This window comes from Pseudomonas fakonensis, assembly GCF_019139895.1.
Classification (GTDB): domain Bacteria; phylum Pseudomonadota; class Gammaproteobacteria; order Pseudomonadales; family Pseudomonadaceae; genus Aquipseudomonas; species Aquipseudomonas fakonensis.
The window spans coordinates 551,820-572,500 of record NZ_CP077076.1; the positions used below are offsets into that span (position 1 = coordinate 551,820).

A 20,681-nucleotide genomic window follows, 5' to 3' on the forward strand; every position below is an offset into this window, starting at 1 on the left:
GCCAGCTCCTACCGGGTTTTGTGTAGGAGCCGGCTTGCCGGCGATAGCCCCCACCCCAGTTTCCCCGGAGTTCGCCATGGCCATTACAGTGCCAACCCAAGAAGGCGCAGGCCCAAGCCTGAAACAGCGCCTCAAGCATGCCGAGCGGGTCAACCGCTGGAAGGCCCAGGCGTTGATCGCACCGCTGGCGCTGTTCCTGTTGCTGGTGTTCCTGGTGCCGATTGCGGCGCTGTTGTACAAGAGCGTCGGCAACCCCGAGGTGGTCGCCGGCCTGCCGCGCACCGTCGAGGCGGTGGCGCAGTGGGATGGCAAGAGCCTGCCCGGCGAGGAGGTCTACAAGGCCCTGAGCCAGGACCTGGCCGAATCACGCAAGAACCAGACCCTGGGCGATTTGTCCAAGCGCTTGAACATGGAGCTGGCCGGCTACCGCAGCCTGCTGGCCAAGACTGCGCGGGCGCTGCCATTCAAGGCCGAGCCTGCTTCTTATAAAGATGCGCTGCAAAGCCTCGACGAGCGCTGGGGCGACCCGGCCTACTGGCAGGCGATCCGCCGCAATACCAGCACGGTGACCTCGTTCTACCTGCTGGCCTCGGTCGACCACCGTATCGACGACCTCGGCGAGTTGGCCAAGGCCACCCCGGACCAGGCCATCTACCTGGATATCTTTGCCCGCACCCTGTGGATGGGCGTGGTGATCACGGCCATCTGCCTGGTACTGGCCTACCCGCTGGCCTACCTGCTGGCCAACCTGCCGACCCGCCAGAGCAACCTGCTGATGATTCTGGTGCTGCTGCCGTTCTGGACCTCGATCCTGGTGCGGGTGGCGGCGTGGATCGTGCTGTTGCAGTCCGGCGGGCTGATCAACAGTGCGCTGATGGCCATGGGCATCATCGACCAGCCGCTGGAACTGGTGTTCAACCGCACCGGGGTATACATCTCGATGGTGCATATCCTGCTGCCGTTCATGATCCTGCCGCTGTACAGCGTGATGAAGGGCATCTCGCCCAGCTACATGCGCGCGGCGATATCCCTGGGCTGCCACCCGTTCGCCAGCTTCTGGCGGGTGTACTTCCCGCAGACCTACGCAGGCGTGGGTGCCGGCTGCCTGCTGGTGTTCATCCTCGCCATCGGCTACTACATCACCCCGGCACTGCTGGGCAGCCCCAACGACCAGATGGTCAGCTACTTCGTCGCCTTCTATACCAACACCAGCATCAACTGGGGCATGGCCACCGCCCTGGGCGGGCTGTTGCTGCTGGCGACCGTGCTGCTGTACCTGATCTATAGCTGGCTGGTCGGCGCCAGCCGCCTGCGCCTGAGCTGAGGAGCCTTGTCATGCTGAGCCCCTACATGTCGCCCGTGGAGCGGGTGTGGTTCTACACCCTGCGCATTCTCTGCGGTTTGATTCTGCTGTTCCTGGTGCTGCCGGTGCTGGTGATCGTGCCGCTGTCGTTCAACAGCGGGAGTTTTCTGGTCTACCCGCTGCAGGGCTTTTCGCTGCACTGGTACCAGGACTTCTTTGCCTCGGCAGAGTGGATGCGTGCGCTGAAGAACAGCATCATCGTCGCCCCGGCGGCCACCGTGCTGGCCATGGTGTTCGGGACCCTGGCCTCGATCGGCCTGACCCGTGGCGACTTCCCCGGCAAGTCGCTGGTGATGGCGCTGGTGATTTCGCCGATGGTGGTGCCGGTGGTGATCATCGGCGTGGCCAGCTACCTGTTCTTTGCCCCGCTGGGGCTGGGCAACAGCTTCGCCTCGCTGATCCTGGTGCATGCCGTGCTGGGGGTGCCGTTCGTGATCATCACCGTGTCGGCCACCCTGCAAGGCTTCAACTACAACCTGGTGCGCGCTGCGGCCAGCCTCGGCGCCTCGCCGCTGTTGACCTTCCGTCGGGTGACTCTGCCGCTGATTGCGCCCGGGGTGATCTCCGGGGCGCTGTTCGCCTTCGCCACCTCGTTCGATGAGGTGGTGGTGACGCTGTTCCTCGCCGGCCCCGAGCAGGCCACCTTGCCGCGGCAGATGTTCAGCGGTATTCGCGAGAACCTGAGCCCGACCATTGCCGCGGCGGCGACCTTGCTGATCGCGTTTTCGGTGGTGCTGTTGCTGACCCTTGAGTGGTTGCGTGGGCGCAGCGAGAAGCTGAGGACCCAGCAGCCGGGCTGATGGCCCTATCGCCGGCAAGCCGGCTCCTACAGGCGCACGCGATCTCCTGTAGGAGCCGGCTTGCCGGCGATGAGGCCGGGGCAGGTTGAAAATGAAGATTCTGGGCACTGCCGCACACCCTTGATACCAATCAGCCCTCATCGCTTTCCCTGAGTTACAATGCGCGCCACCGTGATTCTGCCCAACAGGTGCGCCATGCAGCCCTACGCTATTGCCCCCTCCATTCTTTCCGCCGATTTCGCCCGCCTGGGCGAGGACGTGGACAAGGTTCTGGCCGCCGGGGCCGACATCGTCCACTTCGATGTCATGGATAACCACTATGTGCCCAACCTGACCATCGGCCCGATGGTCTGCACCGCACTGCGCAAGTACGGCGTGACCGCGCCGATCGACGTGCACCTGATGGTCAGCCCGGTCGACCGCATCATCGGCGACTTCATCGAGGCCGGCGCCAGCTACATCACCTTCCACCCGGAAGCCTCGCAGCACATCGACCGTTCGCTGCAACTGATCAAGGACGGTGGCTGCAAGGCGGGCCTGGTGTTCAACCCGGCCACCAGCCTGGATGCCCTGAAGTACGTGATGGACAAGGTCGACATGGTGCTGCTGATGAGCGTCAACCCAGGCTTTGGCGGGCAGAAGTTCATCCCTGGCACCCTCGACAAGCTGCGCGAGGCCCGCGCCCTGATCGACGCCAGCGGCCGTGACATCCGCCTGGAAATCGACGGCGGCGTGAACGTCAAGAACATCCGCGAGATCGCCGCCGCCGGCGCCGACACCTTCGTGGCCGGCTCGGCGATCTTCAACGCCCCGGACTACAAGCAAGTCATCGACCAGATGCGGGCCGAACTGGCGCTGGCACGCCCATGAGCGGCTTCGAGCAGCTGTTCCCGGGGACGCTGCCCAGGCTGGTGATGTTCGATCTGGATGGCACCTTGATCGACTCGGTACCGGACCTGGCTGCAGCGGTCGACCGCATGCTGCTCGAACTCGGGCGCCAGCCCGCAGGCCTGGAGGCCGTGCGCCACTGGGTGGGCAACGGCGCCCAGGTGCTGGTGCGTCGCGCCCTGGCTGGTGGCATCGAGCACGAAAACGTGGACGATGAGCTGGCCGAGCGCGCCCTGGCGCTGTTCATGGAGGCCTACGCCGAAAGCCACGAACTGACGGTGGTCTACCCCGGCGTGCAGGACACCCTGCGCTGGCTGAGCAAGCAGGGCGTGGAGATGGCGCTGATCACCAACAAGCCGGAGCGCTTCGTCGCCCCGCTGCTGGACCAGATGAAGATCGGCCGTCATTTTCGCTGGATCATCGGCGGCGACACCCTGCCACAGAAAAAGCCCGACCCGGCGGCGCTGCTGTTCGTCATGAAGATGGCCGGGGTGTCCCCCGCCGAGTCGCTGTTCGTCGGCGATTCGCGCAGCGACGTGCTGGCGGCCAAGGCCGCCGGGGTGCAGTGCGTGGGCCTGAGCTACGGCTACAACCACGGCCGCCCGATCGACGAAGAGCAGCCCAGCCTGGTGCTCAGTGACCTGCGGCTGCTGTTGCCTGGTTGCTTAGTCACCGACACTGGGATAACGTTGGCGGACCTTCAAGCCCCGCACAGCAGAGACAACGACGTGGTGGTTACCGGCAAGTTCTGGATGAAAGTCATCAAGGCCCTGGCCCGCTGGCGCTGGCGCGCCTGACTTATGCCCGCCGGCGCCTGCCGGCCCGTCCGCTTGCCCGACCCCATTGCTGCTTGCCACGAGGCTACCCATGACCCGCGAAGAATTCCTGCGCCTGGCCGCTGCCGGCTACAACCGCATCCCTTTGGCCTGTGAAACCCTGGCCGACTTCGATACGCCGCTGTCGATCTACCTCAAACTTGCCAACCAGCCCAACTCGTACCTGCTCGAATCCGTGCAGGGCGGCGAGAAATGGGGCCGCTACTCGATGATCGGCCTGCCGTCGCGCACCGTACTGCGCGTGCATGGCTACCACGTCAGCATCCTGCAGGATGGCGTCGAGGTAGAAAGCCATGACGTCGAAGACCCGCTGGCCTTCGTCGAGGCGTTCAAGGACCGTTACAAGGTCGCGGACATCCCGGGCCTGCCGCGTTTCAACGGTGGCCTGGTGGGTTATTTCGGCTACGACTGCGTGCGTTATGTGGAAAAGCGCCTGGGCGCCAGCCCCAACCCGGACCCGTTGGGGGTGCCGGACATCCTGCTGATGGTCTCCGACGCGGTGGTGGTGTTCGACAACCTGGCCGGCAAGATGCACGCCATCGTGTTGGCCGACCCCAGCGACGAGCAGGCCTTCGAACAGGGCCAGGCCCAGCTGCAGGGCTTGCTGGAGAAACTGCGCCAGCCGATCACCCCGCGCCGCGGCCTGGACCTGGGCGGCCCGCAGGCGGCTGAACCTGAGTTTCGCTCCAGCTACACCCGTGAGGATTACGAGAACGCCGTCGGCCGCATCAAGGAATACATCCTGGCCGGCGACTGCATGCAGGTGGTGCCGTCGCAGCGCATGTCGATCGACTTCAAGGCAGCGCCCATCGACCTTTACCGCGCCCTGCGCTGCTTCAACCCGACCCCTTACATGTACTTCTTCAACTTCGGTGACTTCCACGTGGTGGGCAGCTCGCCGGAGGTATTGGTACGGGTCGAGGACAACCTGGTCACCGTACGCCCGATCGCCGGCACCCGCCCGCGCGGCGCCACCGAAGAAGCCGACCGCGCGCTGGAAGACGACCTGCTGTCGGACGACAAGGAGATCGCCGAGCACCTGATGCTGATCGACCTGGGCCGCAACGACGTGGGCCGGGTGTCCTCCACCGGTAGCGTGCGCCTGACCGAGAAGATGGTGATCGAGCGCTACTCGAACGTGATGCACATCGTCTCCAACGTCACCGGCCAACTGGCCGAGGGGCTGACGGCGATGGACGCACTGCGCGCCATCCTGCCGGCCGGCACCTTGTCGGGTGCGCCGAAGATTCGCGCCATGGAAATCATCGATGAACTGGAACCGGTCAAGCGTGGCGTCTACGGCGGCGCCGTGGGCTACCTGGCCTGGAACGGCAACATGGACACCGCCATCGCCATCCGCACTGCGGTGATCAAGGACGGCGAGCTGCACGTGCAGGCCGGCGGCGGCATCGTCGCCGACTCGGTGCCAGCCCTGGAATGGGAAGAAACCATCAACAAGCGTCGGGCGATGTTCCGCGCGGTGGCCCTTGCCGAGCAAACCTGCAAGGGCTGAACAGGCTGTGGTCCATGAACCCGGCGGGCCGCCAAAGGCCCCCGGAGTCCCCCGTATTGAAGAGGTTCGTTCCAGATGCTACTGATGATCGACAACTACGACTCGTTCACCTACAACGTCGTGCAATACCTCGGCGAGCTGGGTGCAGCGGTCAAGGTCATCCGCAATGACGAGATGACCATCGAGCAGATCCAGGCGCTCAACCCCGAGCGCATCGTGGTTTCCCCAGGCCCTTGCACCCCCAGCGAAGCGGGCGTGTCCATCGAGGCCATCCTGCACTTTGCCGGCAAGCTGCCGATTCTGGGTGTGTGCCTGGGCCACCAGTCCATCGGCCAGGCTTTTGGCGGTGATGTAGTGCGTGCCCGCCAGGTGATGCACGGCAAGACCAGCCCGGTGGTGCACCGCGACCTGGGCGTGTTCGAAGGGCTGAACAACCCGTTGACCGTAACCCGCTACCATTCGCTGGTGGTCAAGCGCGAGACCCTGCCTGACTGCCTGGAAGTCACCGCCTGGACCGCCCACGCCGACGGTTCGGTGGACGAGATCATGGGCCTGCGCCACAAGACACTGAACATCGAGGGGGTGCAGTTCCACCCCGAGTCGATCCTCACCGAGCAGGGCCACGAGCTGTTCGCCAACTTCCTCAAGCAGACCGGCGGCCGCCGTTAAGGAACGAGCATGGATATCAAGACTGCGTTGAGCCGTATCGTCGGCCACCTGGACCTTTCCACCGACGAGATGCGTGACGTGATGCGCCAGATCATGACCGGCCAGTGCAGCGAGGCGCAGATCGGCGCCTTTCTGATGGGCATGCGCATGAAGAGCGAGAGCATCGACGAGATCGTCGGCGCGGTGTCGGTGATGCGTGAGCTGGCCGACAAGGTCGAGCTCAAGAGCCTGGACGGCGTGGTCGACATCGTCGGTACCGGTGGCGATGGCGCCAATATCTTCAACGTGTCCACCGCTTCGTCGTTTGTGCTGGCCGCTGCCGGCTGCACCGTGGCCAAGCATGGCAACCGTGCGGTGTCGGGCAAGAGCGGTAGCGCCGACCTGCTGGAGGCAGCTGGCATTTACCTGAACCTGACGCCGGTGCAGGTAGCCCGTTGCATCGACAGCCTTGGCATCGGCTTCATGTTCGCCCAGACCCACCACAGCGCCATGAAGCACGCCGCAGGCCCACGCCGCGACCTGGGCCTGCGTACCCTGTTCAACATGCTCGGCCCGCTTACGAATCCGGCTGGGGTCAAGCACCAGGTGGTCGGAGTGTTCACCCAGGCCCTGTGCCGCCCGTTGGCCGAGGTGCTGCAGCGCCTGGGCAGCAAGCATGTGCTTGTGGTGCACTCCAAGGACGGCCTGGACGAGTTCAGCCTGGCGGCGCCAACTTTTGTGGCCGAGCTCAAGAACGGTGAAATCACTGAGTATTGGGTCGAGCCCGAAGACCTCGGCATGAAGAGCCAAAGCCTGCATGGCCTGGCGGTGGAGAACCCGCAGGCGTCGCTGGAGCTGATTCGCGATGCGCTGGGCCGGCGCAAGACCGAGAACGGCCAGAAGGCTGCCGAAATGATCGTACTGAACGCCGGCGCCGCGCTGTACGCCGCCGACCATGCCATGACCCTGGCCCAGGGTGTGGAACTGGCCCACGATGTGCTGCACACCGGGCTGGCCTGGGAAAAACTGCAGGAGCTGGGCGCCTTTACTGCGGTATTCAAGGTGGAGAACGAAGCATGAGTGTCCCGACGGTGCTGGAAAGGATCATCGCCCGCAAGTTCCAGGAAGTGGCCGAGCGCAGTGCGCGCGTGAGCCTGGGCGAGCTTGAGCGCGTGGCGAAAGCCGCCGACGCCCCTCGAGGTTTTGCCAATGCCCTGATCGAGCAGGCCAAGCTGAAAAAGCCCGCGGTGATTGCCGAAATCAAGAAGGCCTCGCCGAGCAAGGGCGTCATTCGCGAGAATTTTGCGCCGGCAGAGATCGCCGTCAGCTATGAGAAGGGCGGGGCGACTTGCCTGTCGGTGCTCACCGACGTGGATTACTTCCAGGGCGCTGACCAATACCTGCAGCAGGCCCGCGCGGCGGTTTCGCTACCGGTGATCCGCAAGGACTTCATGGTCGACCCGTACCAGATCGTAGAGGCCCGGGCCCTGGGTGCCGATTGCGTGCTGCTGATCGTCTCGGCGCTGGATGACGTGAAGATGGCCGAGCTGGCCGCCACCGCCAAGGACGTCGGCCTCGACGTGCTGGTGGAGGTGCACGACGGCGACGAGCTAGAGCGCGCGCTTAAAACCCTCGACACCCCGCTGGTCGGCGTCAACAACCGCAACCTGCACACCTTTGAAGTCAGCCTGGAAACCACCCTCGACCTGCTGCCGCGCATTCCGCGCGACCGCCTGGCGATCACCGAGAGCGGCATTCTCAACCGCGCCGATGTCGAGCTGATGGAAATCAACGAGGTGTATTCGTTCCTGGTCGGTGAGGCGTTCATGCGTGCCGAGCAGCCGGGGCTGGAGCTGCAGCGGTTGTTCTTCCCTGACCAGGTGAAGAAGACCGTTCAGCCACTGGACTGAACGAACAGGGAGCCGGCATTTTTTGCCGGCTTTTTTGTTTTTTGTATTCGAGGGCCCTATCGCGGGCAAGCCCGCTCCTACAGGGGGGCGGTGTTTTTCTGCAGGCGCAGGCTTGCCTGCGATAGGGCCGGCAAGGCCATCACAAGGACCGAACCATGACCGATCAACCCTTGGCCCTCACCGTCGAGCAGGGCCTGCACGCCGAACAGGAACTGCTGGCCGCCGTCTGCCGTGGCGAGCGCGAAGCCGGCGTATTGTTCTGGCGCCCCACCGATCACGCCCTGGTGATGCCGCGGCGCATGAGCCGGCTGGATAACTTCGAGGCCGCCTGCGCCGAGCTGGCCATCGCCGGCTGGCCGGTGCTGCTGCGTGAAACCGGTGGCGAGCCGGTGCCGCAGTCGCACTCGACGGTGAATGTGGCGCTGGTCTACGTGGCGCCGCGCAGCGAAGGCGACCATGGCCGTATCGAAAATGCCTACGAACGCCTGTGCCTGCCGCTGTGCGAGGTACTGCGCGAGTGGGGTGGGGTGGCGTCGGTGGGAGAGATCGACGGCGCCTTCTGCGATGGCCGCTATAACGTCAACCTCAATGGCCGCAAGCTGGTGGGCACGGCCCAGCGCTGGCGCCAGGGCCTGGGCGGCAAGCGCCCGGTGGTGCTGGTACATGGCGCGCTGTTGCTGGACAACGAGCGCGAGTCGATGGTGGCGGCGGTCAACCGCTTCAACGAGTGCTGCGAGCTGGAGCAGCGTTGCCGGGCCGACAGCCATATCGCCCTGCACGAAGTGGCCCCTGCGGCGCCCTGGTTCGAGCGCCTGTCACAGGCTTACGCCGACGTCATCGCAGCGCTGCCTGCCGATTAACGGGTGCCGTAGACCACCATTGTCTTGCCCTTGACCTGCACCAGGCTGCGCTCTTCGAGGTCCTTGAGTACGCGGCCGACCATTTCCCGCGAGCAACCGACGATGCGGCCGATTTCCTGGCGGGTGATCTTGATCTGCATGCCGTCGGGGTGGGTCATGGCGTCGGGCTGCTTGCACAGGTCGAGCAGGCAGCGGGCCACGCGCCCGGTGACATCGAAGAAGGCCAGGTCGCCGACCTTGCGCGTGGTGTTGCGCAGGCGCTGGGCCATCTGGCTGCCCAGGGCGTAGAGGATGTCCGGGTCCTGGCGGCCGAGTTCGCGGAACTTGTCGTAGCTGATCTCGGCCACTTCGCATTCGGTCTTGGCTCGCACCCAGGCGCTGCGCTGGTGCTCCTGGCCGGCCGGCTCGAACAACCCCAGCTCGCCGAAGAAGTCGCCGCTGTTGAGGTAGGCGATGATCATTTCGTGGCCGTCGTCGTCTTCGATGACGATGGTCACCGAGCCCTTGAGGATGAACGACAGCGTCTCTGCCCGGTCGCCGGCGCAGATGATGTTGCTCTTGGCGGCATAGCGACGGCGCTGGCAGTGGGCCAGGAGCTTGTCGATATTCTTGATCTTGGCGGGGAGAAGGACTGGGGAGACCATCACGAAATCCTGTTCGATGCGACGCATGGGCTTTTTATGGGCTGCCTGGCGGTGCATGCCAGCCAATTGGCGCCAGCTTATCAGACAGTACCGGGGGTATCGGCATAAAAGCGCCTTCTCTTGAGCTTTTCCGACAGCCTCACAAGGACTAAGCTGGCAGACTTTTACGAATTGTGGAGTGCGGGTAGATGAAGGCACGTATCCAGTGGGCCGGTGAAGCGATGTTCCTCGGCGAGTCGGGGAGCGGCCACGTGGTGGTCATGGACGGCCCGCCCGAAGCCGGTGGACGCAACCTGGGCGTGCGCCCGATGGAGATGCTGCTGCTTGGCCTGGGTGGCTGCAGCAGCTTCGACGTGGTGAGCATCTTGAAGAAATCGCGCCAGGCGGTGGAAAGTTGCGAAGCCTTCCTTGAGGCCGAGCGTGCCAGCGAAGACCCGAAGGTGTTCACCAAGATCCACATGAACTTCGTGGTCAAGGGCCGTGGGCTGAAAGAAGCTCAGGTCAAGCGCGCCGTGGAGCTGTCGGCCGAGAAGTACTGCTCGGCCTCGATCATGCTCGAGCGGGCCGGGGTGGAAATCACCCATGGCTATGAGATCGTCGAACTGGGTTGAGCGGTGCTGGCACCTGGCGGTCGGTCAGGTGCCTTGTTGACGGCGTGGCTCGGTAACCCGCAGCAGTGCCAGCCCTGGGGCAAGGGCGAGCAGCAACCAGGGCAGGTTGTAACCCAGCAGCCCGGCGATTTCTGTGGTGCTCCAGGTGTTGCCGAACGCATCGGCAAACAGCAGGCACTGCAGCCATGCAACCTGCGTGGCGCACAGCGCGAACAGCCCGGCCAGCCAGCGGCGGTTTTTGCAGAAAATGCCCGGCAGCATGAACAGCAATTGCCCCGGCACGGTGAAGATCAGCAGCTCCACCAGGCTGTTGCCATCGGGGGCGGCGATGTCGGGCAGCCTCAGGCTGAACGGTTCACCGAAGCTTGCGCCCAGCAAACAAACGAACAGATAGGCCACGGGGATCAGCCCGAGGCTTTGCAGCGCCCGGGTGGCGAGCAAGCGCAGGGTCACCGTTGCAATGCCGGCAGCAGGCGCAGCAGGCCGGCGGGCATCTTCGAGCGCAGCCTGGCGCTCAGCGCTTCACGGTGTTTCTGGTAGCGCACGCCCAGCGCGATGACGCCCAGACCGATCACCGTCAGTACCAGCGGGAACAGCAAGGAGTCGGCGAACACGTCGTAGGACAGGTAGCCCAGGTAGGCGGCCACGCCCATGGCGCCGAATACCATGAACACCGGCCGGCGCAATAGCACGGCCAGGGCCATCAGCCCCAGGTTGATCAGGCAGTAGAACAACTTGCCCCATTGGCTACCGCTGTCCATCAGCGTCAGCCCGCCCCAGAACGCGGCCAGCCCGGCCAGGTAACCCCAGAATGCATAGTCGCGCTGGGTGCGCCCGTCCACGGCAATGAATACCAGCAGCAGGCCCAGGCCGAACCATAACGACACCGTGCGGCGCTGGTCCCAGCTGAACACGTCGCCGTAGACCCATTCGCTCAAGTCCATGGACATGAACCACAGGGCCACGGCGATGGGCATGACGATGAACGGGAAGGGGATCAGGCGCAGCATCAGCAGGCCGGCCACCACGGTGGCGGCTTCCATCAGCAGCCAGCCGCCCTGCACGTAGGTGTAGTACTGGTGATAGTCGCCTTGCGCATCGTCCAGTGGCCACCAGCCGACCAGGCGTTGCACGGCAAACACCGCCAACGGCACGATGCTCACGGCCACGGCGGCCAGTACCCCGGCGGCAATCGGCTGCTGGCGCCGTTGCAAGGCCAGGGCGTACAGGGTGATGCCGGCAATGTAGAGCAGGGCAACGACGAGCAAGGCGATGTCGCCGATGCTCATCCAGGCCAGGGTCAGCAGCCAGCCCATGGCGCCCATGATCAGCAGGGCGCCGAAGTAGAAGGCCACATGGGCGAGCTGGAAGCTGCCGGCGGTTGCCGGTTGCTGGCGCAGGAAGTCCAGCAGGGCGCGGTCCTGGCCTGGTTGCAAGACACCTGCGCTTACTGCGCGTGCCAGGTCCTTGGCGTCGAAGCGTTCCATGCCGTGGGCCTCAGATGCGGTAGGTGCTCTTGGTCATGACCTTGGCCAGCAGGCTCATGCCGAAGCGCACCGGGGCGGGGAAGCGATAGCCACCGGCTTCGAGGGCGGATTCGGCGTGGTGCTCTTCGTCCACGCGCATCTGCTCGAGAATCGCCCGCGACTTGTTGTCGTTCTCGGGGATCTGCTCCAGGTGCTCGTCAAGGTGCTTGCACACCTGGTGTTCGGTGGCGGCGACGAAGCCCAGGCTGACCTTGTCGCTGACCAGCCCGGCGAGGGCGCCGATGCCGAACGACATGCCATAGAACAGCGGGTTGAGCACGCTGGGGTGGCTGTTGAGCTGGCGAATGCGCTGCTCGCACCAGGCCAGGTGGTCGATTTCTTCTTCTGCGGCATGCTCCATGGCCTTGCGTACCTGGGGCAGCTTGGCGGTCAGGGCCTGGCCCTGGTAGAGCGCCTGGGCGCAGACTTCACCGGTGTGGTTGATGCGCATCAACCCTGCGATGTGGCGGGACTGTTGCTCGTCGAGCTCGGCATCGGGCTGGATGATTGCTGGCGACGGGCGGGAAGGTTGGCCGCTGAAGGGCAGCAAGGTGCGCATGGCGGTATCGGCCTGCAGCAACAAGCGGTCGAGCGGGGAGTAGTGACGTTCGGTGGCCATCGGGCACCTCCGCTGAAGTGATGCCCGACAGTCTACCTCAAACCCTGTGAGGGGGCTTGCCCTGGGTCAGCCCGGCGGCCAGTTCATCTGGCGCTGGCCAAGCACGTGCATGTGGATGTGGTAGACGGTCTGGCCGCCCTTGGGGTTGCAGTTCATGACCACCCGGAAGCCCTCTTCGCAGCCTTGCTCGACGGCCAGGCGCTGGGCGGTGAACAGGATGTGGCCGGCCAGGGCCTTGTCCTCTTCGGTCAGGTGGTTGAGGGTGGGGATGTGTTTCTTGGGGATGACCAGGAAGTGGACCGGCGCCGCGGGGGCGATATCCTTGAAGGCGAGGATCTGGTCGTCTTCGTAGATGATATCCGCCGGGATTTCCCGGTTGATGATTTTGAGGAATAGATCGTCCACAGCACGTGCTCCATGGTGAGTGTGGGCCCGAGTGTACTTAAGGCGGGGGGCGCTCGCCCAGTGCTTATTCCAGGCCCGCCGGGCAGTAGCGGCGGTGGATGCGGCCTGCCAGCTTGCGTGCCAGCCAACGTGGCAGCAGGCGCGGGGCGAAGGCCAGCCAGCGGTTGCGCTGGCCGGGGATTATGAGCGCGCGGTTTTTGGCCAGGGCGCGCACGGTGTACAGCGCGATCTCCTCGGGGCTGGGGCTGTTGCCATCCAGGCGCGGAATGGGGCGCTTTGCGGAGCGCACCGGCCCCGGGCACAGCACCGAAACCTTGATGCCGGTGCGGCGTAGCTCTTCGCGCAGCGCTTCGCTGAAGCTCAGCACGTAGGCCTTGCTTGCCGCGTAGGCGGCCATCCACGGGCCCGGCGCAACCCCGGCCAGCCCGGCGACGTTGAGGATCTGCCCGCCACCCTGCACTGCCATGAGGTTGCCGATGGCATGGCAGAGGCGGCTCAAGGCGAGGATGTTGACCTCCAGCAGGTCCTGCTCGTCGGCCCATTCGTGGGCGAGGAACGGGCCGTAGGTGCGCTGGGCCGCGCAGTTGACCAGCAGGTCGATGCGCCGTTCGCCTTCTTCCAGCTCGAGCACGAAGCCGGACAGGCGCAGCGGCTGGCTGAGGTCGCAGGCGCGCAGCAGCACCTCGACGCCGAAGCGTTGCGCCAGTTCGATGGCCACCGGCTCCAGCGTTTCGCGCTGGCGTGCCACCAGGATCAGGTTGCGCCCGCGCCGCGCCAGGGCCTCCGCCAGGGCCAGGCCCAGGCCGCTGGAAGCGCCGGTGATCATGGCGTAACGGGTCATGCGCGGCTCCTGGGGGCGTGAGGGGCGCTTAGTGTACAGGCTGGCGTTTTTGCTACAAGACGTTGCCGCGCAGCTGGTTGGTACGTTTCAGCGCGGCCTGGTATTCGCCCTCCAGGCGCTGGATCAGCTCTTCTGTGGTGGGCAGGTCATCGATGCCGCCGACGCCCTGGCCGGCAGACCAGACGGTTTTCCAGGCCTTGGCCTCTTCGTCCAGCGGCTTGAGTTTGCCGGCCTCGTGGCTTTTCAGCGTGGCCAGGTCGTAGCCGGCCTGCTCCAGGCTTTGGCGAAGGAAGCTGGCGGGGATGCCCGAGACCGCGGGAGTGTGCACGATGTCGGCGGCAGCCGCGCCGAGAATCATCTGTTTGTATTCGTCCTGTGCGTGGCTTTCACGGGTGGCGATGAAGCGTGTGCCCATGTAGCCCAGGTCGGCGCCCAGCAGCTGGGCGGCGAGCAGCTCATGGCCGTGGTTCAGGCAACCGGCCAGCAGCAGGGTCTTGTCGAAGAACTGGCGAATCTCGGCTACCAGGGCGAACGGGCTCCAGGTGCCGGCATGGCCACCGGCACCGGCGGCCACGGCAATCAACCCGTCGACGCCGGCCTCGGCGGCCTTTTCGGCGTGGCGGCGGGTAGTCACATCGTGGAACACCAGGCCGCCGTAGGCATGCACGGCGTCGACCACTTCCTTCACGGCGCCCAGGCTGGTGATCACGATGGGGACCCGGTGTTCGACACACAGTGCCAGGTCGGCCTGCAGCCTGGGGTTGCTGGGGTGCACGATCAGGTTGACGGCATAGGGGGCTGGCGCCTGCAACTGTGCCAGGCCCGCCTCGATTTCCTCCAGCCAGGCCTTGAAACCTGCGCTGTCGCGCTGGTTGAGGGCCGGGAAGCTGCCCACCACGCCATGGGCGCAGCAGGCCAGAACCAGTTGCGGGTTGGAGATCAGGAACATCGGCGCGGCCACCAGGGGCAGGCGCAGGCGCTGTTCGAGCGAGGCGGGCAAGGGCATGGGGTTACTCCTGTAAACGATGGGCAATATTCAGAACGGCTTGACCACCACCAGAATGGCGATGCCCAGCAGAATCAGCACCGGCACTTCGTTGAACCAGCGGTAGTACACGTGGCTGCGGGTGTTGGTGCCGGCGGCGAAGCGTTTGCGCTGGGCGCCGCACATGTGATGGTAGACGGTGAGCACGGCCACCAGGGTGAGCTTGGCGTGCAGCCAGCCCTGGCTCAGCCAGCCGGGGTTGAGGTAGAGCATCCAGCCGCCGAACACATAGGTGGCGATCATCGCCGGGTTCATGATGCCGCGGTACAGCTTGCGCTCCATGGTGATGAAGCGGTCCAGGCTGATGCTGTCGCTGCTCTGGGCGTGGTAGACGAACAGGCGCGGCAGGTAGAACAGGCCGGCGAACCAGCAGACCACGCTGACGATATGCAGCGCTTTGATCCATAGATAAAGCATGAACGGTTCCTTCAGGTTTTCACGGTCGTCCGAATAGTAGTGGCCAGGCGCCGAAGGGTCATGCAGAGAGTTGTTACAGACGCCTTGCGCCCCTATTATCGTGCGCTTTCCAGTCGGCTCGTTGATAAGGGGCAAGCGTTATGATCAAGGTCGGTATCGTCGGCGGCACGGGGTACACCGGTGTCGAACTGCTGCGTCTGCTGGCGCAGCACCCACAGGCGGAAGTTGCGGTCATTACCTCGCGTTCCGAGGCGGGTGTGGCGGTTGCCGACATGTACCCGAACCTGCGCGGCCACTATGACGGGCTGTGCTTCAGCGTGCCGGACAGCAAAGCCCTCGGCGCTTGCGACGTGGTGTTCTTCGCCACCCCGCACGGCGTGGCCCATGCCTTGGCCGGCGAGCTGCTGGCGGCCGGCACCAAGGTCATCGACCTGTCTGCGGATTTCCGCCTGCAGGATGCGGTGGAGTGGGGCAAGTGGTACGGCCAGCCCCATGGCGCGCCAGAGCTGCTGGCTGACGCGGTGTACGGCCTGCCGGAGGTCAACCGCGAGAAAATCCGCCAGGCGCGCCTGATTGCCGTGCCGGGCTGCTACCCGACCGCCACCCAGCTGGGCTTCCTGCCGCTGCTGGAAGCGGGCCTGGCCGACCCGTCCCGGCTGATTGCCGACTGCAAGTCGGGTGTCAGCGGCGCCGGCCGTGGTGCTGCGGTGGGTTCGCTGTTCTGCGAAGCCGGCGAGAGCATGAAGGCCTATGCGGTCAAGGGCCACCGCCACTTGCCGGAAATCAGCCAGGGCCTGCGCCTGGCGGCAGGCAAGGATATCGGCCTGACCTTCGTGCCGCACCTGACGCCGATGATCCGTGGCATCCACGCCACGCTGTACGCCAATGTCGTCGACACCTCGGTCGACCTGCAGGCGCTGTTCGAGAAGCGTTATGCCAATGAACCGTTCGTCGATGTGATGCCGGCCGGCAGCCACCCGGAAACCCGCAGTGTGCGTGGTGCCAACGTGTGCCGAATTGCCGTTCATCGCCCGCAGGGCGGCGACCTGGTGGTGGTGCTGTCGGTCATCGACAACCTGGTCAAGGGCGCGTCGGGGCAGGCGGTGCAGAACCTCAACATCCTGTTCGGCCTGGACGAACGCATGGGCCTGTCCCACGCCGGCCTGCTGCCGTAAGCGCAGGTTGCACGAGAAGGCCCGCCGAGTGCGGGCCTTTTCATTGGGGGCGACCAAAGCCGCACAATTCTTGACCGATTTTCTCGGACAAGCGGATAATACGCCCCATCGAGTTTTATGGCGGCACCACGCCGGGAGAATCAGCATGAGCGTCGAAACCTTCACCCCCACGGCTTTGGAGTTCACCCCAGGCGCTGCCCACAAGGTGAAGACCCTGGTCAGCGAAGAGGGCAATGAGCGCCTGAAACTGCGCGTCTTCGTCACCGGCGGCGGTTGCTCGGGCTTCCAGTACGGCTTCACCTTCGATGAGGACGTGGCTGATGACGACACCATCGTCGAGCGCGAGGGCGTGGCGCTGGTGGTCGACCCGATGAGCTACCAGTACCTGGCTGGCGCCGAAGTGGACTACCAGGAAGGTCTGGAAGGTTCGCGTTTCGTGATCAAGAACCCTAACGCCACCACCACCTGCGGGTGCGGTTCGTCGTTCTCGATCTGATCGGCAGGCTGTAATGCAAAACGCCGCGCAATTGCGCGGCGTTTTGCATTTTGCGGTTTGCTTACGCGGGGTAAATGGCGCCGAGGATTCGCAGCCCTTTGGCGGCGGTGACGCTCGGGCGGTTGGCAGGGATGCCATCGAGGCAGCAGTGGGCCAACCAGGCGAAGGCCATGCCCTCGACCCAGTCCGGGTCGACGCCGTGGGCCGCGGTGCTGGCGACCTGGGCTGCCGGTAGCAGCGTGCCCAGGCGGGCCATCAAGGCGGCGTTGCGCGCGCCGCCACCGCATACCAGCAGCGCTTCGGTGCCCTGCTGGGCCTGGCGCAACGAATCGACGATGCTGCGGGCGGTGAGTTCGAGCAGGGTGGCCTGTACGTCTTCGTCGCGGTACTGCGGCAACTGCGCGAGGTGGCCATCCAGCCATGGCAGGTTGAATACCTCGCGGCCGGTGCTCTTCGGGCCGCTGCCGGCGAAGAACGGGTCGCTCAACAGGCTGTTCAGCAAGTCGGCTTGAGGAGTGCCGCTGGCTGCCCAGCTGCCCCCGGCGTCATACACCTGGCCGCGCTTGCGCTCGATCCAGGCATCCATCAGTACGTTGCCAGGGCCACAGTCGAAGCCGTGCACTGGTTGGTCCTGTTCGATCAGGCTGAGGTTGCTGAAACCACCCACGTTCAATACTGCCAGGCGTTGGCCGATGTGGCCGAACAGCGCTTCATGGAAGGCTGGCACCAAGGGTGCGCCCTGGCCGCCGGCCGCCACGTCGCGGCGGCGGAAGTCGCCGACTACGCAGATGCCGGTAAGCTCGGCCAGCAGGGCCGGGTTGCCGATTTGCACGGTGAAGCCGCGGGCGGGTTCGTGGCGGATGGTCTGGCCGTGGCTGCCGATGGCGCGGATGGCGTCGGCCTGCAGGCCTTGTTTGCCGAGCAGGTGGTTGATGCCTTCGGCAGCCAGGGTTGCCCAGCGGTTTTCTGCCAAGGCTGCGCGGGCGATTTCGTCCGGGCCGCTGGCGCACAGGGCGAGCAGGGCCTGGCGCAGGTCGGCCGGCATGGGGATGTAATGAGTGGCGAGCAGCCGGGGCTGCTCGTGCTGTTCGATCAGGGCGATGTCCAGGCCGTCGAGGCTGGTGCCGGACATCACCCCTATATAAAGCGCCATGGGTCAGCGCTTGTTGGCGGCGAGCAGGGTGGCCTTTTCCTGGTCCATACGGGCGATCAGGGGCTGGCTCTGCTGGTTGAAGCGGGCGCGCTCGGCCTTGGCGATCGGGTCGGCCATCGGCACCTTCTGGCTCAACGGGTCGACGTGCACACCGTTGACCTGGAACTCGTAGTGCAGGTGCGGGCCGGTAGACAGGCCGGTGGTGCCGATGTAGCCGATCACCTGGCCCTGCTTGACCATGCTGCCGGTCTTGATGCCCTTGGCGAAGCCTTGCATGTGGCCGTACAGCGTCTTGTAGGCGTTGCCGTGGGCGATGATCACGGTATTGCCGTAACCGCCACGGCGGCCGGCCAGCTCGATGCGGCCATCGCCGGCTGCCTTGATCGGTGTGCCGCGTGGGGCGGCGTAGTCGACGCCCTTGTGGGCGCGGATCTTGTTCAGGATCGGGTGCTTGCGGCCTGCGGAGAAACGCGAACTGATGCGGGCGAAGTCTACCGGGGTACGGATGAACGCCTTGCGCAGGCTGTTGCCGTCGGCGGTGTAGTAGTTGGTGTTGCCCTGCTTGTTGGTGTAGCGCACGGCGGTGTAGGTCTTGCCGCGGTTGGTGAAGCGCGCGGAGAGGATGTTGCCGGTGCCGACCACCTTGCCGTCGATCATCTTCTGCTCGTAGACCACGTCGAATTCGTCGCCAGGGCGGATGTCCTGGGCGAAGTCGATGTCGTAGCCGAGGATGCGCGCCATGTCCATGGTCATGCTGTGGGACAGGCCGGCGCGCTGGGCGGAAGCCGACAGCGAGCTTTTGATCACGCCATGGGCGTAGGCAGTGCGCACCACAGGCTTGGTGACTTCGCGATCGAAGCTGTAGCCCTTGTCGGTGCGGGTCAGGCGGATGCTCTCGAGGGTGCTGACCTGGCTGTGCAGGCTGGCCAGTTGGCCGTCCTTGTCCAGTTCGAACTGCAGCACCTGGCCATGCTTGAGCTGGCTGAACTGCTTGGCCTGCTTGTTGCTGGCCAGCACGTCGTGGACCACGTTGGCCGGTAGGCCGACCTTGTTGAACAGGGTGGAGAGGGTGTCACCGCGGGCAACCACCACTTCGCGGTGGCCGGGGGCCTTGTCTTCCTGTTTGGCGACGGCTGCGGGCTCGGCTTTTTTGTCGGCGGTTTGTGCCTGGTCGCCTTCGATCTGGGCGAACGGCGAGTCGCTGTTCTGTTGAGCTTGCACCAGCGGAGCGGCGCGGGATTCGTCCTTGAGTTGCTCGGACGGGCTTTCCAGCTCGAGGTTCAGGGTGGTTTTCTTGGCTTCCACTTCACTGGAAGGGAACACCAGCAGGGCCAGGCTGAGCAGCGCGGCAATGCCGCTGGCGGCCAACAGATGGCTTTTCGGATAAAGCGGGGGCGCTTTAGGCGTTTCGTTGGTCATAGATAAGGTGACTTTGAAAAAGGTGAAATGGAAAAGATGAATGACATGATGAAGATGAAATAACTGTATAAAATATAACCAAATCCATTCTCACGCAAGGGCGCGTAGACGTTACGCTACGCTGTTCGGGTCACATTCCTTTGCGAAACTTGTATTTGATGGCCGATCTTGTATGGTTGGCTCCCCTTGAATCTGAGCCTTGCGGGTCTGTCTATGAAGTCGGTTGAAGAGCAGCTGGCGCTTATCAAGCGCGGTGCGGAAGAGGTATTGGTCGAGTCTGAACTGGTGGAGAAGCTCAAGCGCGGCCAACCACTGCGCATCAAGGCGGGCTTCGACCCTACTGCGCCTGACCTGCACCTGGGGCACACGGTGCTGATCAACAAGCTGCGCCAGTTCCAGGAACTGGGCCATCAGGTGATCTTCCTGATCGGCGATTTCACCGGCATGATCGGTGACCCGAGCGGCAAGAGCGCCACCCGCCCGCCGCTGACCCGCGAACAGGTGCTGGACAACGCCGAGACGTATAAACAGCAGGTGTTCAAGATTCTCGACCCGGCCAAGACCGAAGTCGCGTTCAACTCCACCTGGATGGACACGCTGACCCCGGCCGATTTCATTCGCCTGGCGTCGCAGTACACCGTTGCGCGCATGCTTGAGCGTGATGACTTCGACAAGCGTTACACCACCAACCAGCCGATCGCGATCCATGAGTTCCTCTATCCGCTGGTGCAGGGTTACGACTCGGTAGCGCTGAAGGCTGACGTCGAACTGGGCGGTACCGACCAGAAATTCAATCTGCTGATGGGTCGCGAGCTGCAGCGCGCCTATGGGCAGGAGGCGCAGAACATCGTCACCATGCCGCTGCTCGAAGGGCTGGATGGCGTGAAGAAGATGTCCAAGTCGCTGGGCAATTATGTCGGCATCCAGGAAGCCCCTGGGGTGATGTACAGCAAGCTGGTGTCGATTCCGGATACCTTGATGTGGCGTTACTTCGAGCTGCTGAGCTTCCGTTCGATGGGAGAGATCGAGCAGTTCCGGGCGGATGTCGCCAATGGCGCCAACCCGCGTGACATCAAGATCAAGCTGGCCGAAGAGATTGTGGCGCGTTTCCATGGTGAGGAGGCTGCGGCCAATGCTCACCGCGCTGCGGGTAACCGCATGAAGGAAGGCGAGCTGCCGGAAGACCTGCCGGAGATCGAGGTGGCTGCGGCTGAAAATCTGCCGATCGCGGCGGTGTTGAATCGGGCTGGCCTGGTGAAGAACTCGGCACAGGCGCGGGATCTGCTGGCGGGTGGTGCGGTCAAGGTTGATGGTGCTGTGGTTGATCGTGACTTCATGTTCGTTCTGGGTGCGACCCATGTGTGCCAGGCGGGCAAGAAGGCGTTTGGCAGGGTTACGCTGAAGGCTGAGTAGTTGGCGGCGGTGTAGCTATATAGAAGCGGGGAGGCCGAGAGGCCTCCCCGTTTTGTTTTTTTGCCTCCTATATTCCTATATAGAGGCGGGGCTGACTGG

Annotated in this window: 23 protein-coding genes; 13 read left to right on the forward strand and 10 right to left on the reverse strand. The window is 64.5% G+C overall.

What is annotated here, in order from left to right; translation table 11 throughout:
- Positions 1 to 76: 76 nt before the first annotated feature.
- The 9 genes from KSS94_RS02360 (at position 77) to KSS94_RS02400 (ending at position 8,818) form a co-directional block, all read left to right on the forward strand.
- On the forward strand, positions 77 to 1,324 hold the full coding sequence (locus KSS94_RS02360; protein WP_217841506.1) for an ABC transporter permease: 1,248 nt from the start codon (positions 77 to 79) through the stop codon (positions 1,322 to 1,324).
- Positions 1,325 to 1,335: 11 nt separating this feature from the next.
- Positions 1,336 to 2,163, forward strand: a complete 828-nt coding sequence (locus KSS94_RS02365) for an ABC transporter permease (protein WP_217841507.1) — start codon at positions 1,336 to 1,338, stop codon at positions 2,161 to 2,163.
- A gap of 195 nt (positions 2,164 to 2,358) precedes the next feature.
- Positions 2,359 to 3,033 (forward strand): ribulose-phosphate 3-epimerase, encoded by a 675-nt coding sequence (rpe, locus tag KSS94_RS02370; RefSeq protein ID WP_217841508.1) that lies wholly within the window; start codon positions 2,359 to 2,361, stop codon positions 3,031 to 3,033.
- On the forward strand, positions 3,030 to 3,848 hold the full coding sequence (locus KSS94_RS02375; protein WP_217841509.1) for a phosphoglycolate phosphatase: 819 nt from the start codon (positions 3,030 to 3,032) through the stop codon (positions 3,846 to 3,848). The genes rpe and KSS94_RS02375 overlap by 4 nt, the downstream gene beginning before the upstream one ends.
- 70 nt (positions 3,849 to 3,918) lie before the next feature.
- Positions 3,919 to 5,400 (forward strand): anthranilate synthase component I, encoded by a 1,482-nt coding sequence (gene trpE, locus KSS94_RS02380; protein WP_217841510.1) that lies wholly within the window; start codon positions 3,919 to 3,921, stop codon positions 5,398 to 5,400.
- Positions 5,401 to 5,475: 75 nt separating this feature from the next.
- Positions 5,476 to 6,069 (forward strand): aminodeoxychorismate/anthranilate synthase component II, encoded by a 594-nt coding sequence (locus KSS94_RS02385; RefSeq protein WP_217841511.1) that lies wholly within the window; start codon positions 5,476 to 5,478, stop codon positions 6,067 to 6,069.
- 9 nt (positions 6,070 to 6,078) lie between these two features.
- Positions 6,079 to 7,128 carry an anthranilate phosphoribosyltransferase gene (gene trpD / locus KSS94_RS02390; RefSeq protein ID WP_217841512.1) on the forward strand — a complete coding sequence of 350 codons (1,050 nt, stop codon included), beginning with the start codon at positions 6,079 to 6,081 and terminating at the stop codon, positions 7,126 to 7,128.
- Positions 7,125 to 7,958 (forward strand): indole-3-glycerol phosphate synthase TrpC, encoded by an 834-nt coding sequence (gene trpC / locus KSS94_RS02395; protein WP_217841513.1) that lies wholly within the window; start codon positions 7,125 to 7,127, stop codon positions 7,956 to 7,958. The genes trpD and trpC overlap by 4 nt, the downstream gene beginning before the upstream one ends.
- A 155-nt stretch (positions 7,959 to 8,113) precedes the next feature.
- Positions 8,114 to 8,818 (forward strand): lipoate--protein ligase family protein, encoded by a 705-nt coding sequence (locus KSS94_RS02400; RefSeq protein WP_217841514.1) that lies wholly within the window; start codon positions 8,114 to 8,116, stop codon positions 8,816 to 8,818.
- Here the strand turns inward: KSS94_RS02400 and crp are convergent.
- Positions 8,815 to 9,462 carry a cAMP-activated global transcriptional regulator CRP gene (gene crp / locus KSS94_RS02405; protein ID WP_217843504.1) on the reverse strand — a complete coding sequence of 216 codons (648 nt, stop codon included), beginning with the start codon at positions 9,460 to 9,462 and terminating at the stop codon, positions 8,815 to 8,817. The two genes, KSS94_RS02400 and crp, sit on opposite strands and share 4 nt — an antisense overlap.
- Positions 9,463 to 9,650: 188 nt before the next feature.
- On the opposite strand from crp, the gene KSS94_RS02410 reads away from it, so the two are divergent.
- Positions 9,651 to 10,073, forward strand: a complete 423-nt coding sequence (locus KSS94_RS02410; RefSeq protein ID WP_004376171.1) for an OsmC family protein — start codon at positions 9,651 to 9,653, stop codon at positions 10,071 to 10,073.
- A gap of 24 nt (positions 10,074 to 10,097) precedes the next feature.
- Here KSS94_RS02410 and KSS94_RS02415 read toward each other — a convergent pair whose 3' ends face one another.
- The 7 genes from KSS94_RS02415 to hemJ all read right to left on the reverse strand — a co-directional run bounded on the left by KSS94_RS02415 (position 10,098) and on the right by hemJ (position 14,926).
- Entirely contained in the window at positions 10,098 to 10,526 is a 429-nt protein-coding gene (locus KSS94_RS02415) for a hypothetical protein (RefSeq protein WP_225935830.1), read from the reverse strand.
- Entirely contained in the window at positions 10,523 to 11,560 is a 1,038-nt protein-coding gene (locus tag KSS94_RS02420; RefSeq protein ID WP_217841515.1) for a DUF2157 domain-containing protein, read from the reverse strand. The genes KSS94_RS02415 and KSS94_RS02420 overlap by 4 nt, the downstream gene beginning before the upstream one ends.
- Before the next feature lie 10 nt (positions 11,561 to 11,570).
- Positions 11,571 to 12,218 carry a 2-polyprenyl-3-methyl-6-methoxy-1,4-benzoquinone monooxygenase gene (gene coq7 / locus KSS94_RS02425; protein ID WP_217841516.1) on the reverse strand — a complete coding sequence of 216 codons (648 nt, stop codon included), beginning with the start codon at positions 12,216 to 12,218 and terminating at the stop codon, positions 11,571 to 11,573.
- 66 nt (positions 12,219 to 12,284) lie between these two features.
- Positions 12,285 to 12,623, reverse strand: coding sequence for a histidine triad nucleotide-binding protein (locus KSS94_RS02430; protein ID WP_151925239.1), 339 nt, complete (start codon positions 12,621 to 12,623; stop codon positions 12,285 to 12,287).
- 64 nt (positions 12,624 to 12,687) lie between these two features.
- A complete protein-coding gene (locus KSS94_RS02435) occupies positions 12,688 to 13,464 on the reverse strand; it encodes an SDR family NAD(P)-dependent oxidoreductase (RefSeq protein WP_217841517.1) in 777 nt (258 codons plus the stop codon).
- A 52-nt stretch (positions 13,465 to 13,516) separates the two neighbouring features.
- Positions 13,517 to 14,470, reverse strand: coding sequence for an NAD(P)H-dependent flavin oxidoreductase (locus KSS94_RS02440; RefSeq protein WP_217841518.1), 954 nt, complete (start codon positions 14,468 to 14,470; stop codon positions 13,517 to 13,519).
- Positions 14,471 to 14,500: 30 nt separating this feature from the next.
- Entirely contained in the window at positions 14,501 to 14,926 is a 426-nt protein-coding gene (gene hemJ, locus KSS94_RS02445; protein WP_217841519.1) for a protoporphyrinogen oxidase HemJ, read from the reverse strand.
- A gap of 140 nt (positions 14,927 to 15,066) precedes the next feature.
- Between hemJ and argC the strand changes: the two genes are divergently transcribed.
- Together argC and erpA are read left to right on the forward strand one after the other, a co-directional pair.
- Positions 15,067 to 16,101 (forward strand): N-acetyl-gamma-glutamyl-phosphate reductase, encoded by a 1,035-nt coding sequence (argC, locus tag KSS94_RS02450; RefSeq protein ID WP_217841520.1) that lies wholly within the window; start codon positions 15,067 to 15,069, stop codon positions 16,099 to 16,101.
- 145 nt (positions 16,102 to 16,246) lie between these two features.
- Entirely contained in the window at positions 16,247 to 16,597 is a 351-nt protein-coding gene (erpA, locus tag KSS94_RS02455; RefSeq protein WP_050703544.1) for an iron-sulfur cluster insertion protein ErpA, read from the forward strand.
- 61 nt (positions 16,598 to 16,658) lie between these two features.
- Here the strand turns inward: erpA and KSS94_RS02460 are convergent, their stop codons facing one another.
- Both KSS94_RS02460 and KSS94_RS02465 read right to left on the reverse strand, forming a co-directional pair.
- A complete protein-coding gene (locus KSS94_RS02460) occupies positions 16,659 to 17,750 on the reverse strand; it encodes an anhydro-N-acetylmuramic acid kinase (protein ID WP_217841521.1) in 1,092 nt (363 codons plus the stop codon).
- 3 nt (positions 17,751 to 17,753) lie between these two features.
- Positions 17,754 to 19,169 carry a peptidoglycan DD-metalloendopeptidase family protein gene (locus KSS94_RS02465; RefSeq protein WP_217841522.1) on the reverse strand — a complete coding sequence of 472 codons (1,416 nt, stop codon included), beginning with the start codon at positions 19,167 to 19,169 and terminating at the stop codon, positions 17,754 to 17,756.
- A gap of 213 nt (positions 19,170 to 19,382) precedes the next feature.
- Between KSS94_RS02465 and tyrS the strand changes: the two genes are divergently transcribed.
- Positions 19,383 to 20,582 (forward strand): tyrosine--tRNA ligase, encoded by a 1,200-nt coding sequence (gene tyrS, locus KSS94_RS02470; RefSeq protein WP_217841523.1) that lies wholly within the window; start codon positions 19,383 to 19,385, stop codon positions 20,580 to 20,582.
- Positions 20,583 to 20,681 lie beyond the last annotated feature (99 nt).